We start from the raw sequence: 17,300 nt of genomic DNA, 5'->3' as shown, positions 1-17,300 counted from the left end.
GATTTGTATGTTACTTATTTAAAATAAGTGACAGAGGTAATAGCATGAAAAATAGTACGTTAGGTAATGAGACTGATAATTCATTGATCTCTAATGCATTTGGTTTTTTACGTTTTCCACTGAATTTTCAGCCTTATAGCAGTGATGCGGATTGGGTCATTACGGGTGTGCCTTTCGATATGGCAACATCAGGTCGTGCGGGAACTCGTCATGGACCGGGCGCTATCCGCCAAATCTCAACCAATTTAGCGTGGGAAGGAAATCGCTGGCCTTGGGATTTTGATATGCGTGAGCGCTTAAATGTTGTCGATTGTGGTGATTTAGTTTTTAACTTCGGTGATGCACAGGATATGAGCGATAAACTACAAGCTCATACAGAGAAGTTATTAGCCGCAGGCAAAAAGTGTTTAACCTTTGGTGGTGACCACTTTGTCACATTACCTTTATTACGAGCTCATGCTAAACATTTTGGCAAAATGGCATTAGTCCATTTTGATGCGCATACCGATACTTATGGTAATGGAAGTAAATTTGATCACGGTACCATGTTTTTCCATGCACCAAATGAAGGATTAATCGATCCTAATCACTCTGTTCAAATTGGTATTCGTACCGAGCATGACAGTGATAACGGCTTTACCGTGTTAGATGCAGCACAAGTTAATGATCGTGGTGTAGCTGATCTTGTTGATCAGATCAAAGGTATTGTTGGCGACTTACCTGTTTACCTGACTTTTGATATTGATTGTCTTGATCCTGCCTTTGCACCAGGAACAGGAACACCGGTTGTCGGTGGATTAACAACAGATAAAGCACTGAAGATCTTACGTGCATTGCAACCGTTAAATATTGTTGGTATGGATTTAGTGGAAGTTTCTCCTGCTTACGATCAATCTGATATTACAGCGCTTGCCGGGGCTACAATTGCACTTGATATGTTATATCTGCAAGCAACAAAAAAATAATTTCTGTTAACCCCCAGAAAATAAAGACAAGGCGATATCTTTTTAGATGTCGCTTTTTTTATGTTTTTTTTGAAAAAAGAACGCTTTTTTATCTTGATAATTGTCTGTTATAAGTTACACCTTATTTATAACTTATAACAGACAATCAAGTGACTTGGTATTGGGGATAGCAAATGCCATATAAAATAGTACGTTATCAAAATAATAATCAAAAGGTACCCTATACGGATTGGATTAATAAATCAAGAAAACGAAATCCTCAAGCAGCAAGCAGCAAGCATCTAAAGTAGCAGTACAAATATCACGAGCCTGTGTCGGTAATTTTGCTGCTCATAAGTTTGAAAGAAAAGGCGTTTGGGCTTTACAGAGTAATTATGACCAAGGTTATCGATGTAGAGAATGGGCTTATAATTCTCTTATTAGTTGGAGGTAATAAAGGAACTCAACAAGCAGATATAGACAAAGCGGTGAGTTATCTTAAAGATTATTATGTAAGGATAAAAAATGACAAATAAACCAGAAAGTATTGTATTAATAATACCCTGTGTAATTTAAAATAATGACACAGGGTATTTTATTGCGCGTAATTTATCAAAAAATCAAAGCTGAAAATAACGTGCCAGTAGTGGGGCTGTAAAATTCTTTTTCAAATAAAAGCCTCTGGGCAATGTCATGATACTCTGCCCATTTTCTCCAATTGCTTCCGTTAATGCTTTGCTGTTTGCTGCTTTAGGGCGAATTTGTAAGACTTGCCCATGACGCGCAGTAATACTTTCTACTTTGCCCAGCACAATCATGTCCATTAACTCTTCCCAATCATGGCGTAATAGTTCTTCTTCTGTATGATTTGGGCTCCAAAGTAGTGGAGAGGCAACACGACGTTGCGCTAATGGAATATCTCTTTCACCTTCAACAGGAACCCATAAAACTCTAGAAAGTTTACGTTTTACATGGCTGTTTTCCCATGTAATACCACTATTACCTGTTAATGCTGCAACACAGACAAAGGTGGTTTCTAAAGGCATACCTAGTCTATCAATCGGGATCGTTTTAAGTTCAATACCCAACTCACTGAAATCTTGTTCGGGTTTACTGCCTGCACTTGCACCTAAATAATACTCTAACAACATTCCTACCCAGCCTTTATCTCTTTTTAGGTTGGCTGGAATAGGTAATTGTGCAAAAGCAGCAAGTTCACCAAATGTATAACCTGCTAGGGCTTTTGCTCGTTCAAATAAAACCTGCTCATTTTCAGGTGCTACAGGTGGTGTAAACATAGTTATGATCTTCTTGTTTAAAAAATAGACAGAAAAAAAAGGTTGTTGATAATGTATTTCACTTTATTTCATTTAAATCATAATAGCATGATATATCATCATTTTTTTGAGTTAATCCTTCAATTGAAATTTATAATATCAAGTTGTGCACGGTTATCCTGAAATCATAAACAGGCTTTTACACTAGGTTATCCACAGCTTTATGGGATAACTCACAGAAAGTGAGATCACTGTTCTGATTTACAGCCTTGACTTTTGCAGATATTCCTCAAAATTATCCTATTTTGTCTAACTAATCGGCATAACCTGTGGATAAAACATCCTATGGTTATTTTTTGTACGATTTAAGGCGATGAGTCTTTTAATTGTTTTATCCAATCGCTGAAATAGGCATTTAAAACTAGCTACTAATTTGAATTATAAGTGATATTTTAAAATTTATATCAACAGTCTTTTTTAGGATATAAAAACTATACCCTGATTATCTCACTCTTTTTCACATAGATATCCACAGAAAAAGTGAATAAATCCCCTAAGCATTTATGTGGGTGTTTATAACTTTCAAGTTTTCTGTGAATTAACTTAAATCGTCACAATCATGACGATGAAAAAGTTCGTTATCTCTTATTCTGGTTGTTGTGGCTCAATATCGGGTGTGAACCATGCTGATTTGAAATCAAACCAACCAAAAGTATTCATTTTGACACCACGTATGGTTCTTTGTCCTTGTAACTCAAGCAAATGGTGAAATAAAGGATAAAGCCAAATATCGTGTGTTAACTGACAACACCACTCTTCTAGTGGTAGCTTTTTTTGATGCCATAAAGAGAGATCGTGTGTAAATGATCGCCCTAAACAGTGATGAAAAAGAGGTAATTCATAGAGAGTAGCGAAAATAGAAAACGCTAAGGGTTTATAGAAGTTTACCGTCGCTAACCAGATATCGCTTTCTGCTTTGCCGTAATACCATTGTTCATAATCGAGGACTTGAACAGTGAGCTCAATATCATACAGAGATAAAATATTTTTGATGAGTTCAGCGATAGTGCTGTATTCATGATGCTCTTTATATAGTGTGACTGTCAGTTTGGTTAACGATGCAGGTTTGGGATGTTGTCGTATTAATTTACTGTGATGCCAATGAAGTAGTAAACCATAAGCAGGAGACCAATGACGTTGATAGAAAGGATCACAATGTGTCAGCATATTAACGGGAGTTAATACACTGCTTAACCACTCCCTTATTTCTATTTGCTGGCATTGTGCTGAGCGACTATCATAAAGTAAAAAATAACATCCTTCCTCTTTACGACTTTCCAATGAATCTTTGTTTGTATCATCATCTGTTAAATGAATGGTTGAACAGACCATTTTTTTATTCAGTTCTGGTACAACCCATATATCAATTTCATCTAATAATGCACGTAGCCCAAAATAGCGATTAAAGGCTTTTATTTGCAGTTTATGTTGATCATTAGCCATGATTTGATAAGCACCAGTGCCTATTGGGTGCTGTGCAAAGGCTGGGAGTGATGCCCATTCTTGTGGCAAAATAACAGCTTGAGGGCTACCTAATAACGTTGCAAATTGTTTATCTGCTTCGTTTAAGAAAATATCAAGTACATAAGGTTGAGGTGAGGAAATACGTTCTATATGTGCATAAAGTGGATTGCATCGCTTCATACGCATTAAAGAAGTGCTGATGTCTTCAAAAGTAAGCTCGCGACCATGATGGAAATAGATAGAAGGACGTAAATAAAATCGCCAATGTTGCTCTGTGATCATTTGCCAATGGTGAGCTAATTCTGCTTCGATTTCCCCATTTTCCTCTTTTAAATGCACCAAAGAATTAAATATTTGGCTCATTAAATGTAATTCAGATCGTCTTAAAGGCGTTCCTGGCAATAAATTTCTAAAAGGGCGATAGTAAATAATTCGAAGTAACTGTTGACCAGGATGAAAACTTTTCTCAATTTGAGAGAGCACCATTTGACGTACAGAGTCTTTATCTCCCATTAGTGCAACAAGCTTTTCAATATCGTTCTCTTCTATTAATCGCTCAGCTCGATTTTGTTGAATTTCCTGCGCATTAGATTGAAAACTCAGTGTGGATTTTTTGCCTCTACCTACTTCTGCTTGCCAATTTATCCAGCCTATTTCTTGCATTTTATTCAATAAAGAGCGGACATGACGGCGCGTACAATGTAGCGTTTGTGCTAATTCTTGTAAGGTGGTTTCAGATGTTTTTCCCTGAAAGGCTTGCCATAGGCGAATAAATTGTAACTCTAAGCGGGGTGTGGACATAAAAGAGGAAATCCCTTAATAAAGTGTTCAATTTTAATTTCCTTATATTAGACCGATAATGCTTGTGTTTAAAGTTAGCTCTCATGTTAGTTATCACAAATTATGAATACTGACAGACTCCCCCATTTGAGCATTCGGTGATTGCCGGCCAGTGATAATTGATCACTGGCTTTTTTATTGGCTATTTATGGAAATAGTTTCATTGAGGTAAAAAAAACCGTAAACGAATTTACGGTAAGAATGACAAAGTAAACATCACAGAAAGTAGAAGAAGGTAAAAAATTGTCTTTATTAGCGCATAAAGGCCGGTTGTTTTGCCTCGTAAGCGCTAATATCATCTTGGTGTTGCAGCGTTAATCCAATACTGTCTAATCCTTCAATCATGCAATGACGGCGAAATGAATCGATTTCAAAAGAGAAACATAATTCACCGGCTCTGACTTCTTGTGCAACCAAATCGACAGTAATCGGGGTGCCTGTGTGTTGTTTCACCCAATCAAATAATTGTGAAACTTCATCGTCACTTAATTTGATTGGCAATAATTGGTTATTAAATGAATTACCGTAAAAAATATCAGCAAAACTAGGGGCGATAACGGCGTGAAAACCATAATCTGTTAATGCCCAAGGTGCGTGTTCACGAGATGATCCACATCCAAAGTTTTCTCGTGCTAATAAAATAGAAGCGCCTTGGTAAATAGGCTGATTCAAAATAAAATCTGGATTAGGCTGAGTACCTTCATCATCCAAGAATCGCCAATCATGAAACAGGTGCTTACCAAAGCCAGTGCGAGTGACTTTTTGCAAAAATTGCTTAGGAATAATGGCATCGGTATCAATGTTTGCTGCATCTAAAGGAACCGCAATACCGGTATGTTGAGTAAATTTATTCATCATGTTCTCCTTTAAGATGTCGCTGCAAATGTACGAATATCTGCAAAATGGCCATTAATCGCAGCAGCTGCCGCCATTGCCGGACTGACTAAGTGAGTTCGACCTCCACGACCTTGACGACCTTCAAAGTTACGGTTGCTGGTGGATGCACAACGTTCACCTGGATTTAATCGGTCGTTATTCATTGCTAAACACATTGAACAACCCGGTAATCGCCATTCAAAACCTGCTTCAATAAAGATTTTATCTAAACCTTCAGCTTCAGCTTGTGCTTTAACTGGTTCTGATCCTGGAACAACAATGGCTTGAACATGGGATGCAACTTTATGGCCTTTTGCGATTTCAGCAGCAGCACGTAAATCTTCAATACGTGAGTTTGTACAAGAGCCAATAAAAACTTTATCAATAGCGACGTCTGTTAAGTTGACGCCCTCACTTAATCCCATATATGCCAAGGCTTTTTCAGCAGAAGCGCGTTCAACAGGATCATTAAAGCTATCTAATAACGGTACTATTTGATCAATAGCAATAACTTGTCCTGGGTTGGTACCCCATGTAACTTGTGGTGCAATATCGGCAGCATTAATCGTGACAGTGGCATCGAAAGTTGCATCATCATCAGACTTTAAGGTTCTCCAATAAGCAACAGCTTCATCCCATGATTGACTTTTAGGGGCAAATTGACGACCTTTCAAATAAGCAAAAGTGGTGTCATCAGGCGCAACTAAGCCCGCTTTAGCACCCATTTCAATCGCCATATTGCATAAAGTCATTCGACCTTCCATGCTTAAGGCTTCAATCGCTTCACCTGCAAATTCAACGATGTAGCCAGTACCTCCTGCACTACCTAATTTGCCGATAATGGCTAATACGATATCTTTTGCGGTGATCCCAATGGCAGTCTTGCCTTGAACTTCAATTTTTAATGTTTTAGCTCGTGATTGTTTTAATGTCTGAGTTGCTAAAACGTGTTCAACCTCAGATGTGCCGATCCCAAAAGCTAATGAGCCAAAAGCGCCATGAGTTGCAGTATGTGAATCACCGCAAACAATCGTCATTCCGGGCAAAGTTAAGCCTTGTTCTGGGCCCATTACGTGGACTATTCCTTGATAAGGATGGTTTAAGTCATACAGCGTAACGCCAAATTCTTGGCAGTTTTTCATCAACTCTTGCATTTGAATTCTCGCCATATCACCACAAGCATTAATATCTTTAGTCTGTGTTGATACGTTGTGATCCATCGTTGCAAAGGTTTTATTGGGTTGACGAACAGGACGACCTTTTGTTCTTAATCCATCAAAGGCTTGAGGTGATGTCACTTCATGCACTAAATGGCGATCGATATATAAAATTGGCGTTTCATCACTCACTTCTCTGACAACATGTGCATCATAGATTTTTTGATATAATGTTTTACCCATGTTATGCCCCTCCACGAATATACTGAGCGATACGATCACCCATTTCGGCGGTTGTGATTGCGTTACCATTTCCCGCTAAGTCTGCGGTACGATAGCCTTCTGCTAATACTTGAGTGATAGCATCTTCAATGGCTTGGGCCGCCTTGTCTTCATTAAAGCTGTAACGCAGTAATAACGCAGCAGATAAAATTTGTGCAATAGGGTTAGCGATATTTTTACCTGCAATATCAGGGGCTGAGCCACCGGCTGGTTCATATAAACCAAAGCGTTCTTCATTAACGCTTGCGGATGGCAACATTCCCATTGAACCGGTGATCATGGCGCATTCATCAGATAAAATGTCGCCAAAAATATTGGAGCACAGTAATACATCAAACTGAGATGGATCTTTAATTAACTGCATTGTCGCGTTATCGATATACATATGCTGAATTTCAACATCTGGGTATTCTTTGGCAATACCGGTTACAACTTCACGCCATAAAATAGAACTTTGTAAAACGTTCGCTTTATCAATAGACGTTACTTTATGGCGACGTTTACGCGCTGATTCAAATGCAAAGCGGGCAATACGCTCGATTTCGTAACGATGATAAATTTCAGTATCAAAAGCGCGTTCTTGAGCGCCTTCACCTTCACGGCCTTTGGGTTGACCAAAATAGATACCGCCAGTTAATTCACGTACACATAAAATATCGAAGCCACGCTGTGCAATGTCAGCACGTAATGGGCAATAAGCTTCTAAACCTTCATATAAGCGAGCAGGGCGTAAATTGCAGAACAATTTAAAATATTTGCGTAAAGGTAATAACGCACCACGTTCAGGTTGTTCGTTAGCAGGTAAATGCTCCCACTTAGGACCACCGACAGAGCCAAATAAAATAGCGTCGGCTTGCTCGCAACCCGTTAAGGTATTTGCTGGTAATGGTGTGCCATGATTATCGATGGCAATACCACCGATATCATATTCTTTTGTAGTGATATTGAGTGAGAAACGCTCACTTATGGCATCCATCACTTTGTGTGCTTGAGCCATAACTTCAGGACCAATACCATCTCCGGGTAATACTGCAATATGATAATTTTTTGACATAATTAAACCGCTTCTTGTGTTGTATGTTGTTTGCGTTTTTCTATTTCGACTTGCTCTGATCGCCAAATGCTATTAATAACGTGGATCATGGCATTTGCTGATGAACCTACAATGTCAGTTTCTAAACCCATTCCGTGAAATTTACGACCTTGATATTCAACGACAATATCAACTTGTCCTAAGGCGTCTCTGCCTTCGCCTTTAGCTGTTAATTGGTACGTAACTAATTTTAATGGATAACCTGTTGCGCGAGAGATGGCTTGATATACTGCATCGACGGGGCCATTACCGGTTGCTGCTTCAGTAATTTCTTTATCACCATGTGTAATGCTGACACTGGCAGTAGCAACGGTTGATGAACCAGACTGAGTATTAAAATAATTCATCACAAACTCATCTGGCTCTTGTTGTTGCTGACCAATAAATGCTAATGCCTCTAAGTCATAATCAAAGACTTGGCCTTTTTTATCGGCTAAACGCAAGAAGGCTGCATATAAATTATCTAAGTTATAATCTGTTTCGCGATAACCCATCTCTTCCATACGGTGTTTAACTGCGGCACGGCCAGAACGAGAAGTTAAATTCAATTGTACTTCTTTTAATCCAATTGATTCGGGTGTCATAATTTCGTAGGTTTCACGGTTTTTCAGTACGCCATCTTGGTGAATACCTGATGAATGGGCGAATGCATTGGAACCAACAACCGATTTATTAGCATGAATAGGTGTATTACATAATTGGCTGACTAACTGACTGGTACGATAAATTTCTTTGTGATTAATGCGTGTTTGAACATTCATCATTTGTTCACGGACTTTTATTGCCATGATGACTTCTTCTAATGCACAGTTGCCTGCGCGTTCGCCTAACCCATTAATTGTGCCTTCAACTTGTCTTGCACCTGCTTGTACCGCGGTAATGGAGTTAGCGACCGCCATGCCTAAATCGTCATGACAATGGACAGAAATAATGGCTTTATCAATATTGGGTACACGCTCAAACAAGTTGGTGATAATGCCACCGAATTGATAAGGTGTTGTATAACCAACGGTATCTGGAATATTAATGGTGGTTGCACCAGCATTAATTGCACTTTCAACAATTCGACATAAATTATCGATATGAGTACGACCTGCATCTTCGCAAGAAAATTCCACATCATCGGTATAACGGCGAGCACGTTTTATGGAACTTACCCCCATTTCAATAATGTCTTCAAAAGATTTTTTTAATTTATGTTCAGCATGTAATGCCGACGTTGCCAAAAAGACGTGAATACGAAAAGCGTCTGCAACTTTTAAAGATTCTGCTGCAACATCAATGTCGTTATCAACACAGCGTGCTAATGCACAAATACGGCTATTTTTGATTTCACGTGCAATAGTTTGCACGGATTCAAAATCACCTGGAGAAGAAACAGGAAAGCCCGCTTCAATGATATCCACACCTAACCGTTCTAAGGCATAAGCAATTTGCAACTTTTCCTTTACGCTTAAGCTTGCTTGCAACGCCTGTTCGCCATCTCTCAATGTGGTATCAAAAATAATCACGTTGTTGCTCATAATCTGTTCCTTTCTCTTTTTATTTTCTATTTGCGCTCTCCCAGGTATAAAAAAACCCGCGACTAGCGCGGGTTTTCTCTTTAAGGGTAGATGTGTTTCATTTTTTACCCATAAGCCGACCGCGCATAAAAGTTGCGAGTAGTAGTAGGCTTGATAGTAAAATTGCGTTTAACATGAAACACCCTTAGATAAGTTCTCAATAATCTTTATTTATTGATACCTAATACCAATAAAGATGTCAAGTATTGGAATTTATAAAATCATTTGGCCGTGTTATTTATAAGTTTTTCACAGTGATTTTGACTAATATCTAAATTTTTACTAATGATTATGACTATCAGCAAATCATTGATTGGGTTAATGTTCCGTACATTGTTTAAAAAAGAGTGAAATGAAAAATTAAACAATTGTTTGCTTTTTTTTTAATCAGCTAAATGAGATGGAAAGAGAGTATCAATGAGATAGTAAGTATTGATAAATGTAAGCAAGGTTTTGAATGTAAGCATAAAAATCATTGTATTATTAGAGTTGATGACTCTTGAATTCTTATTTTAGGAATGAAAATACATCATTTTATTATGATTTTTATCATACTTTGTTTTATTATTTGCAAGGCAGAAGGTAAAACAGGTTGTAATATATATTGATATAATCATTTTATATACATGTAATTTTAATATCAAATTTTCATCTTTATATGAAAATGTCTTTTTATTGATATGAGACTAATGTTTTTAGTTATATGCATGGACGATGAATAATAAATTTTAATAAATAGTTAAAGTAATGGTTAAGACATATCTATTATTAATAATATCTTTGTTAATAATAGTTAATTAACCATTATAATAACATAGTGGAGTAAGAAATGACGGATTACACATCAGCAACAGTTACCAGTAAAGAATCAGCAGATATGCATTTACGTAATGTTGATCTTAATTTATTAACGGTATTTGATGCTGTTATGCAAATGCAAAATGTCACCCGAGCCGCACAGGTTCTTGGCATGTCACAACCCGCAGTTAGTAATGCAGTATCTCGACTTAAAGTAATGTTTAATGATGAATTATTTGTTCGTTATGGTCGCGGTATTCAGCCTACATTAAGAGCAAAACAGCTTTTTGGTCCTGTTAGACAAGCATTACAATTAGTACATAATGAACTTCCAGGAGCTGGGTTTGAACCAGAGCAAAGTGAACGTATATTTAATTTATCTATTTGTAGCCCGCTAGATATTAAATTAGCGCCAAAAATAGTTGAACAAATTAAAAATAAAACACCTAACATTAATGTTAATATTAAGTCTTACTTAAATAGTAATATAGAGCACCAATTAAAATATCAAGAAATCGAATTCTTTATTAATTATAAACAATTTGATAGAGCAGAATTTCATTCACAGCCATTGTTTAATGATGAAATTGTTTTAGTTGTTTCTAATAAGCATCCTCGCATTAAAGAAAGTGTGACACAAGAAATGTTATTAAATGAACAACATTCAATTGTTTCTTTAGATGATGTTGGTTCATTTAGTGCTCCTTATTATAAAGATACTCATTTAGAAGATCTTATCACTTATCAGGGAACTGATTTAAACAGCGTATTAAATATTGTCTCTAGAACCTATTTAGTTGCTATCGCACCAAAATGGTTAGTGGAATGCAATGCCGAGCAATTAGATATCAAAGCTATTTCGTTACCTTGGGAAAATACACTGCGTCCATGTTATTTAATTTGGCATGAATCAACCGCGCGTGACAAAGGTCACTTATGGATGAAAAATTTACTTAGTGAAGTTTGTCAGAATTAGAGTGTTTTCGCTCATAATTAGTTTTTATTTCTAATTATGCAGAAATAGTGGCAGATAACATTAGTTGTTAGACTAATGACCAATATGGGTTTTTATGCAGTTAGATAAAATAAATTGGATTGCTGTCACTATTTTTGCCCTTTATTTATTACAATGACTATTATTCGCATTTTCCCTCGTTCAACGGTGATTTTATACACCAATACTCTTTCTATATATTGTCACTGATTACGTTATAACAGTTACTTGTTGTTATTCATCTATTTTTCTTTTTTATCTTCCATAAAAAAATAGGATTATAATATCAAACTCCCTCACTGACGTGAGATAGCGTCTTTTGACAAAACTTTTCATAACTCACAATTTTACAAATTTATGTAAAATTGAATTCCTTTATTTTGGTGGATCACTTAGACTTTTATCCAAGTCAGCGAACATGTGTAAGCTGAAATTGTAAGTGGCGTATTTTATCCATTTCAATTTGATAACACGGTCGCTTTTCCATAAATAGCAGGAAAATTATGATAACTAATAATAATCTTTACGATTATCATATAATTAGAAGATTGCAGATGCGTTTTTTGCACAGCGGGAATAATATTGCTTATCGTCAGTGGGATGCTAAGTGCAATATCGAAATGTCATGGAAAGAGGTTGAAAAGAAAACACGCGCGCTCTCAAATGCATTATTAGAAATGAGTGTGAGTGTTCAAGAAAATATTGGGATTTTTTCTCAAAATACCATTGATTGGTCTTTGGCTGATATTGCTTCTTTGCAATTACGTGCGGTAACCGTCCCTCTTTATGCAACCAGTAGTGTTGAACAAGCCGCTTATATTTTAAATGATGCAAATATCCGCATTCTTTTTGTTGGTGACCAAAAGCAATACGATATTGCTTCTGAATTATTAGCATTATGTCCTCAACTTGAACATATCATTGTGTTTAACTCTGATGTCGTATTAAACACAAATACACCTTCATGTTATCTCGAGAGTTTAATTAATAACACTCAATATCAGTATGATGATGTGTTAGCACAACGTATTAATGAGTGTAATTTAGATGATCTGTTTACCTTGATTTATACATCAGGAACAACGGGTGAACCTAAAGGGGTAATGCTTGATTACACGAGCCTAGCCTCTCAACTTTATCTGCATGACGAACGTCTCTCATTATCAGATAAAGACGTTTCATTATGTTTCTTACCTCTTTCTCACGTTTTTGAACGTGCGTGGAGCTTCTATGTTATGCACACGGGAGCGGTTAATGTGTATTTAACGGATACACATGCTGTTAGAGAAGCAATGAGCGACATTAAGCCTACCGTTATGTGTGCTGTTCCGCGTTTCTATGAAAAAGTATATAGCGCAATTCAAGATAAAGTATCTCAGGCTTCAGTATTACGTCGATTCATCTTTAAATGGGCAATCAAACAAGGTGAAAAACAGCGTGAAGCACAACTTAATCAGCGCAATCTTGGTTTCGTTTCCCGTTTATGTTATCGCTTTGCTGATAAGAAGGTTTTAAAACCATTACGCCAAATCTTAGGTGGACGAGTTCGCTTTTTACCAGCAGCTGGTGCGCGTTTAGATGATGCTGTTATTCGTTTCTTTTTAGCAACAGGCATTAATATTAAATACGGTTATGGTATGACAGAAACCTGTGCCACCGTTTCATGCTGGGAAGAAAATAAGTATAAATTAGGCTCTATTGGTACACCATTACCTGGTGTTGAAGTTCGTATTGGGGCTGAAAACGAAATTCAAGTCCGTGGTAGCATTGTCATGAAAGGGTACTTCAATAAACCAGAAGATACCGCGGCTGCTTTTACAGAAGACGGTTGGTTACGTACTGGTGATGCTGGTGCACTTGATAGTGATGGTGCACTATTTATCACTGAACGTTTAAAAGACTTAATGAAAACGTCGAATGGTAAATATATTGCACCACAAATGATTGAAGGTACTTTAGGGCAAGACCGTTTTATTGAGCATATTGCGGTGATTGCGGATACACGTAAATTTGTTTCTGCGCTGATTGTGCCTTGTTTTGATGCACTTGAAGAACATGCCCGTGTGTTAAATCTAAAATACCATGATCGCATCGAATTATTACGTCATACTAAAATTAAAGAGCTATTTGATGAGCGTTTACGTGAAATGCAAAAAAACTTTTCGAGTTTTCATCAGGTTAAGCGCTTTACATTGCTTGCTGAAGGTTTTTCAATGGAATCAGGTGAGTTAACACCGACATTAAAACTTCGCCGTAAAATTATTTCAGAACGTTATCGAAATGAAATTGAATTGATGTACCAAGATTAAATTTAAGCAAGAAAAAAGCACCTTTAAGGTGCTTTTTTCTTGTGAAATGGCTGATTAATAGATAATGATGATTGAAATAATTGATAAAAGGCATAAACGGAAACGTTGACGCATACGGTTTTATCAGTAAATTGTGTTAAAATGCAAAATCAGATCAGCATAATGACTGAAGTTCATAGCAATATGTAATAAATAACACATTTAATAATTAAAAGAGGCTAATGTGAAACTGGATGAAATCGCCCGCTTGGCTGGTGTTTCACGAACAACAGCAAGTTATGTCATTAATGGTAAGGCGAAACAGTACCGTGTAAGTGACAAGACTGTTGAAAAAGTGATGGCGGTGGTCAGAGAGCATAATTACCACCCGAACGCTGTTGCCGCGGGATTACGTGCTGGTCGTACGCGTTCTATTGGTTTGGTTATTCCTGATTTGGAAAACACCAGTTATACCAGGATCGCAAATTACCTTGAACGACAAGCACGCCAACGTGGTTATCAGTTGCTAATTGCATGTTCAGAAGACCAACCTGACAACGAAATTCGTTGTGTTGAGCATTTATTGCAACGTCAAGTTGATGCCATTATTGTTTCAACGGCATTGCCACCAGAACACCCTTTTTATCAGCGTTGGGCTAATCGCTCATTACCGATTATCGCGCTGGATAGGGCATTAGAAAGTGAGCACTTTATCAGCGTTGTTGGTGACGACTTAGAAGATGCCAAAATGTTGGCAACTGAACTGAAAGCTTTTCCTTCGCAATCGGTACTCTACTTAGGAGCCCTTCCTGAACTCTCTGTGAGTTTTTTACGTGAACAAGGTTTCCGTAGTGTTTGGAAAGATGATCCTCGTGAAGTAACCTACCTTTACGCTAATAGCTATGAACGAGAAGCCGCAGCCGCTGCTTTCTCAGAATGGCTAAACAATAATCCAATGCCAGATGCATTATTCACAACTTCGTTTGCTTTATTGCAAGGGGTTATGGATGTGACATTACAACGAAGTGGCCGTTTACCAACACAGTTGGTTATTGCGACTTTCGGTGATCATGAGTTATTGGATTTCCTTGAATGTCCTGTTTTATCTGTCGCTCAACGACATCGTGATATTGCAGAACGTGTATTAGAACTTGTTCTTGCCAGTCTTGAAGAAGAACAAAAACCGCAAGCGGGAATTACACGTATTCGTCGTGATTTATGTCGCCGAGGCAGTTTAGGACGCGCACGTTAATTTGATATTGCTTTGTCATAATTATCTGCATTTATACTCATCCCTGTTTTATTAAATTAAAACGGGGATGCTTTATTTGATTAAAGAATGTCGAATAGCTTAGAGAATATTAAATTTGAGATTAATCTTAAGCTTTTTTTTACTATTTCCCTCATTTTCATAAGTTTTTAGATTAAATTTTGACATGTATATAAGTGATATTGCTTAATTTTAATAAATAACAGATTTTACTTTGGAGAAAGTGAGAAGAAAATAAATAACTATCTGCATGATATTGAATTATTTTTTTAAGCCTTTCTATTTTTATTTATATAAAAGCACCCTCAAATGATTATGTTGGCTAAAGGTAAATGAACTGCAATAAATTAGTTTTTTATCATTAAAATTATTATTTACTCATTATGATTTCTTTATCTGGTTTTCTTCCTTGTAATCGTTATAAATAATTACTTTTCGTGATTAAAAATATAAAATGAAAAATAACCGCTATTAATCATAGTGTTAATAATCCTTATTTCTTTTTTGTTGATAATTTAAACATTTCGGTGTGCTCATCAAATTACTGTAAATATAAATAAAGCTTCCTACATCTGGCTTGACAACGTTTTCATACCATCCGTAAACTCTATTTGTGGGGATTTGTGGGATAATGTGGTGTAAATTACAAAGCTGAGGGTAATGAGGATGTTTCGTGGAGCAACACTCGTTAATCTTGACAGCAAAGGGCGAATAACAGTTCCTTCCCGTTATCGAACAACGCTGAGTGAGATTTCTGAAGGTCAAATGGTTTGTACCATTGATCTCAATCAGCCGTGTTTATTGCTTTATACACTTCCTGAATGGGAAAAGATTGAGTTAAAATTAGCGGCTTTGTCTTCCATGAACCCGGCCGAACGTCGAGTACAACGTCTGTTATTAGGACATGCCAGCGAATGCCAAATGGATAGTGCAGGACGTCTTTTGCTAGCTAGCACGCTAAGACAGCATGCGGGGCTAACCAAAGAGGTCATGTTAGTCGGTCAATTCAATAAATTTGAATTGTGGGATGAACAGGTCTGGTATAGCCAGATTGAAAAAGACATTGTTGCCGAGCAAACCTCACAGGAACCGTTATCGACACGACTATTGGATTTATCACTTTAAATAATGACAACAAATAATTTTAGCCATACCAGTGTACTACTGGATGAAGCAGTGAATGGCCTGAACATTAAGTCTTCAGGTATCTATATCGACGGAACATTTGGTCGTGGAGGCCACTCCCGTTTAATTTTATCGCAATTAGGTGAACAAGGTCGCTTGATAGCGATAGACAGAGATCCACAAGCTATTGCAGTTGCCAATGAAATAGATGATGCACGATTTTCTATTGTTCATGGGCCTTTTTCAAATATTGAACAGTATGTCAATGAGTTAGGTTTAGCAGGGAAGATTGATGGTGTTTTGCTGGATTTGGGCGTTTCTTCTCCTCAGCTTGATGATCCTGAACGTGGTTTTTCTTTTATGCGAGACGGACCACTTGATATGCGTATGGATCCCACTTCAGGGCAATCTGCTGCGCAATGGCTAATGACAGCTGCAGAAGATGACATTACTTGGGTACTGAAAACATTTGGTGAAGAACGTTTCGCTAAACGTATTGCGCGTGCCATTGTTGCTCGTAATAAAACAGAAGAGCCGTTGACTCGAACTAAGCAGTTAGCTGATTTAATTAGTGAAGCAAGCCCAGTAAAAGAACGTCATAAGCATCCAGCAACACGAAGCTTTCAAGCAATTCGAATCTATATCAACAGCGAATTAGATGAAATTGAAAAAGCATTAAAAGGTGCAGTCTCAGTTTTAGCGCCAGAAGGGCGTTTATCTGTGATTAGCTTCCATTCATTAGAAGACCGATTAGTAAAACGGTTTATTCGTGATGAGAGCAAAGGGCCAGTTGTCCCTGCGGGTATTCCACTCACAGAAGCTCAGATAAAAGAGTTAGGAAGTGCTCGCTTATCAAGTATTCACAAGATGAAACCGACAGGTATAGAGGTGGAAGAGAACCCACGGGCACGAAGCTCTGTATTACGTGTAGCACAACGTATTGAGGAATAAATGTCTACAGAACGACACACACTACCTGGAGTTATAGGGCAGGATTTACTGCGTCATGGCAAGTTACCTGTATGTTTACTGATAGCCGTGATTATTTCTGCGGTGTATGTCGTGACGACAGCACACAAAACACGTTTATTGACAGCAGAAAAAGAGCGTTTAGTGCTGGAAAAAAATGTATTGGATATCGAATGGCGCAACCTCATTCTTGAAGAAAATGCACTGGCCGATCATAGCCGAGTAGAGCGTTTTTCAAGTGATAGTTTGGGGATGGTTCATGTTGATCCAACAAAAGAGAACATTGTGGTTACTAAATAAT

At 37.4% G+C, this 17,300-nt stretch carries 14 protein-coding genes; 8 read left to right on the top strand and 6 right to left on the bottom strand.

The genetic code is table 11. The features are described 5' to 3' along the window. Nucleotides 1-44 precede the first annotated feature (44 nt). Together speB and GTH24_RS22485 are read left to right on the top strand one after the other, a co-directional pair. The gene (gene speB / locus GTH24_RS14220; RefSeq protein WP_072069283.1) at nt 45-965 is read left to right on the top strand and encodes an agmatinase; all 921 of its coding nucleotides are present in this window, start codon (nt 45-47) and stop codon (nt 963-965) included. Nucleotides 966-1,339: 374 nt separating this feature from the next. Next, nucleotides 1,340-1,480 (top strand): hypothetical protein, encoded by a 141-nt coding sequence (locus GTH24_RS22485; protein ID WP_241253967.1) that lies wholly within the window; start codon nt 1,340-1,342, stop codon nt 1,478-1,480. Between the two features lie 84 nt (nt 1,481-1,564). On the opposite strand, the gene mutH is transcribed toward GTH24_RS22485, so the two are convergent. From mutH to leuA, 6 genes are all read right to left on the bottom strand, one after another. Next, on the bottom strand, nt 1,565-2,242 hold the full coding sequence (gene mutH / locus GTH24_RS14210; protein WP_072069282.1) for a DNA mismatch repair endonuclease MutH: 678 nt from the start codon (nt 2,240-2,242) through the stop codon (nt 1,565-1,567). A gap of 624 nt (nt 2,243-2,866) precedes the next feature. After that, nucleotides 2,867-4,546 (bottom strand): HTH-type transcriptional regulator SgrR, encoded by a 1,680-nt coding sequence (gene sgrR, locus GTH24_RS14205; RefSeq protein ID WP_115350680.1) that lies wholly within the window; start codon nt 4,544-4,546, stop codon nt 2,867-2,869. Nucleotides 4,547-4,837: 291 nt separating this feature from the next. Continuing rightward, complete coding sequence (gene leuD / locus GTH24_RS14200; protein WP_115350679.1) at nt 4,838-5,443, bottom strand: 3-isopropylmalate dehydratase small subunit; 606 nt, start codon at nt 5,441-5,443, stop codon at nt 4,838-4,840. A gap of 8 nt (nt 5,444-5,451) precedes the next feature. Further along, nucleotides 5,452-6,861: a 3-isopropylmalate dehydratase large subunit gene (leuC, locus tag GTH24_RS14195; RefSeq protein ID WP_164526547.1), complete on the bottom strand. Its 1,410-nt coding sequence runs from the start codon at nt 6,859-6,861 to the stop codon at nt 5,452-5,454. Nucleotide 6,862: 1 nt separating this feature from the next. Next, nucleotides 6,863-7,954: a 3-isopropylmalate dehydrogenase gene (leuB, locus tag GTH24_RS14190; RefSeq protein WP_072069279.1), complete on the bottom strand. Its 1,092-nt coding sequence runs from the start codon at nt 7,952-7,954 to the stop codon at nt 6,863-6,865. 2 nt (nt 7,955-7,956) lie between these two features. Beyond that, nucleotides 7,957-9,516 carry a 2-isopropylmalate synthase gene (gene leuA, locus GTH24_RS14185; protein ID WP_072069278.1) on the bottom strand — a complete coding sequence of 520 codons (1,560 nt, stop codon included), beginning with the start codon at nt 9,514-9,516 and terminating at the stop codon, nt 7,957-7,959. An 868-nt stretch (nt 9,517-10,384) separates the two neighbouring features. On the opposite strand from leuA, the gene leuO reads away from it, so the two are divergent. The 6 genes from leuO (at nt 10,385) to ftsL (ending at nt 17,299) form a co-directional block, all read left to right on the top strand. Then, complete coding sequence (gene leuO, locus GTH24_RS14180; protein WP_115350676.1) at nt 10,385-11,329, top strand: transcriptional regulator LeuO; 945 nt, start codon at nt 10,385-10,387, stop codon at nt 11,327-11,329. 521 nt (nt 11,330-11,850) lie between these two features. Continuing rightward, nucleotides 11,851-13,656: an AMP-dependent synthetase/ligase gene (locus GTH24_RS14175; RefSeq protein WP_072069276.1), complete on the top strand. Its 1,806-nt coding sequence runs from the start codon at nt 11,851-11,853 to the stop codon at nt 13,654-13,656. 223 nt (nt 13,657-13,879) lie between these two features. Further along, entirely contained in the window at nt 13,880-14,887 is a 1,008-nt protein-coding gene (gene cra / locus GTH24_RS14170) for a catabolite repressor/activator (protein WP_072069275.1), read from the top strand. 684 nt (nt 14,888-15,571) lie between these two features. Then, nucleotides 15,572-16,030, top strand: coding sequence for a division/cell wall cluster transcriptional repressor MraZ (gene mraZ / locus GTH24_RS14165; protein ID WP_072069274.1), 459 nt, complete (start codon nt 15,572-15,574; stop codon nt 16,028-16,030). A 3-nt stretch (nt 16,031-16,033) separates the two neighbouring features. Beyond that, a complete protein-coding gene (gene rsmH / locus GTH24_RS14160) occupies nt 16,034-16,981 on the top strand; it encodes a 16S rRNA (cytosine(1402)-N(4))-methyltransferase RsmH (protein WP_082151796.1) in 948 nt (315 codons plus the stop codon). Continuing rightward, nucleotides 16,982-17,299: a cell division protein FtsL gene (gene ftsL / locus GTH24_RS14155; protein ID WP_082151795.1), complete on the top strand. Its 318-nt coding sequence runs from the start codon at nt 16,982-16,984 to the stop codon at nt 17,297-17,299. It abuts the gene before it with no gap. Nucleotide 17,300 lies beyond the last annotated feature (1 nt).

Source organism: Proteus vulgaris, from assembly GCF_011045815.1.
In the GTDB taxonomy this organism is placed as follows: domain Bacteria; phylum Pseudomonadota; class Gammaproteobacteria; order Enterobacterales; family Enterobacteriaceae; genus Proteus; species Proteus vulgaris_B.
This window is presented reverse-complemented; position numbering and strand designations above follow the sequence as displayed.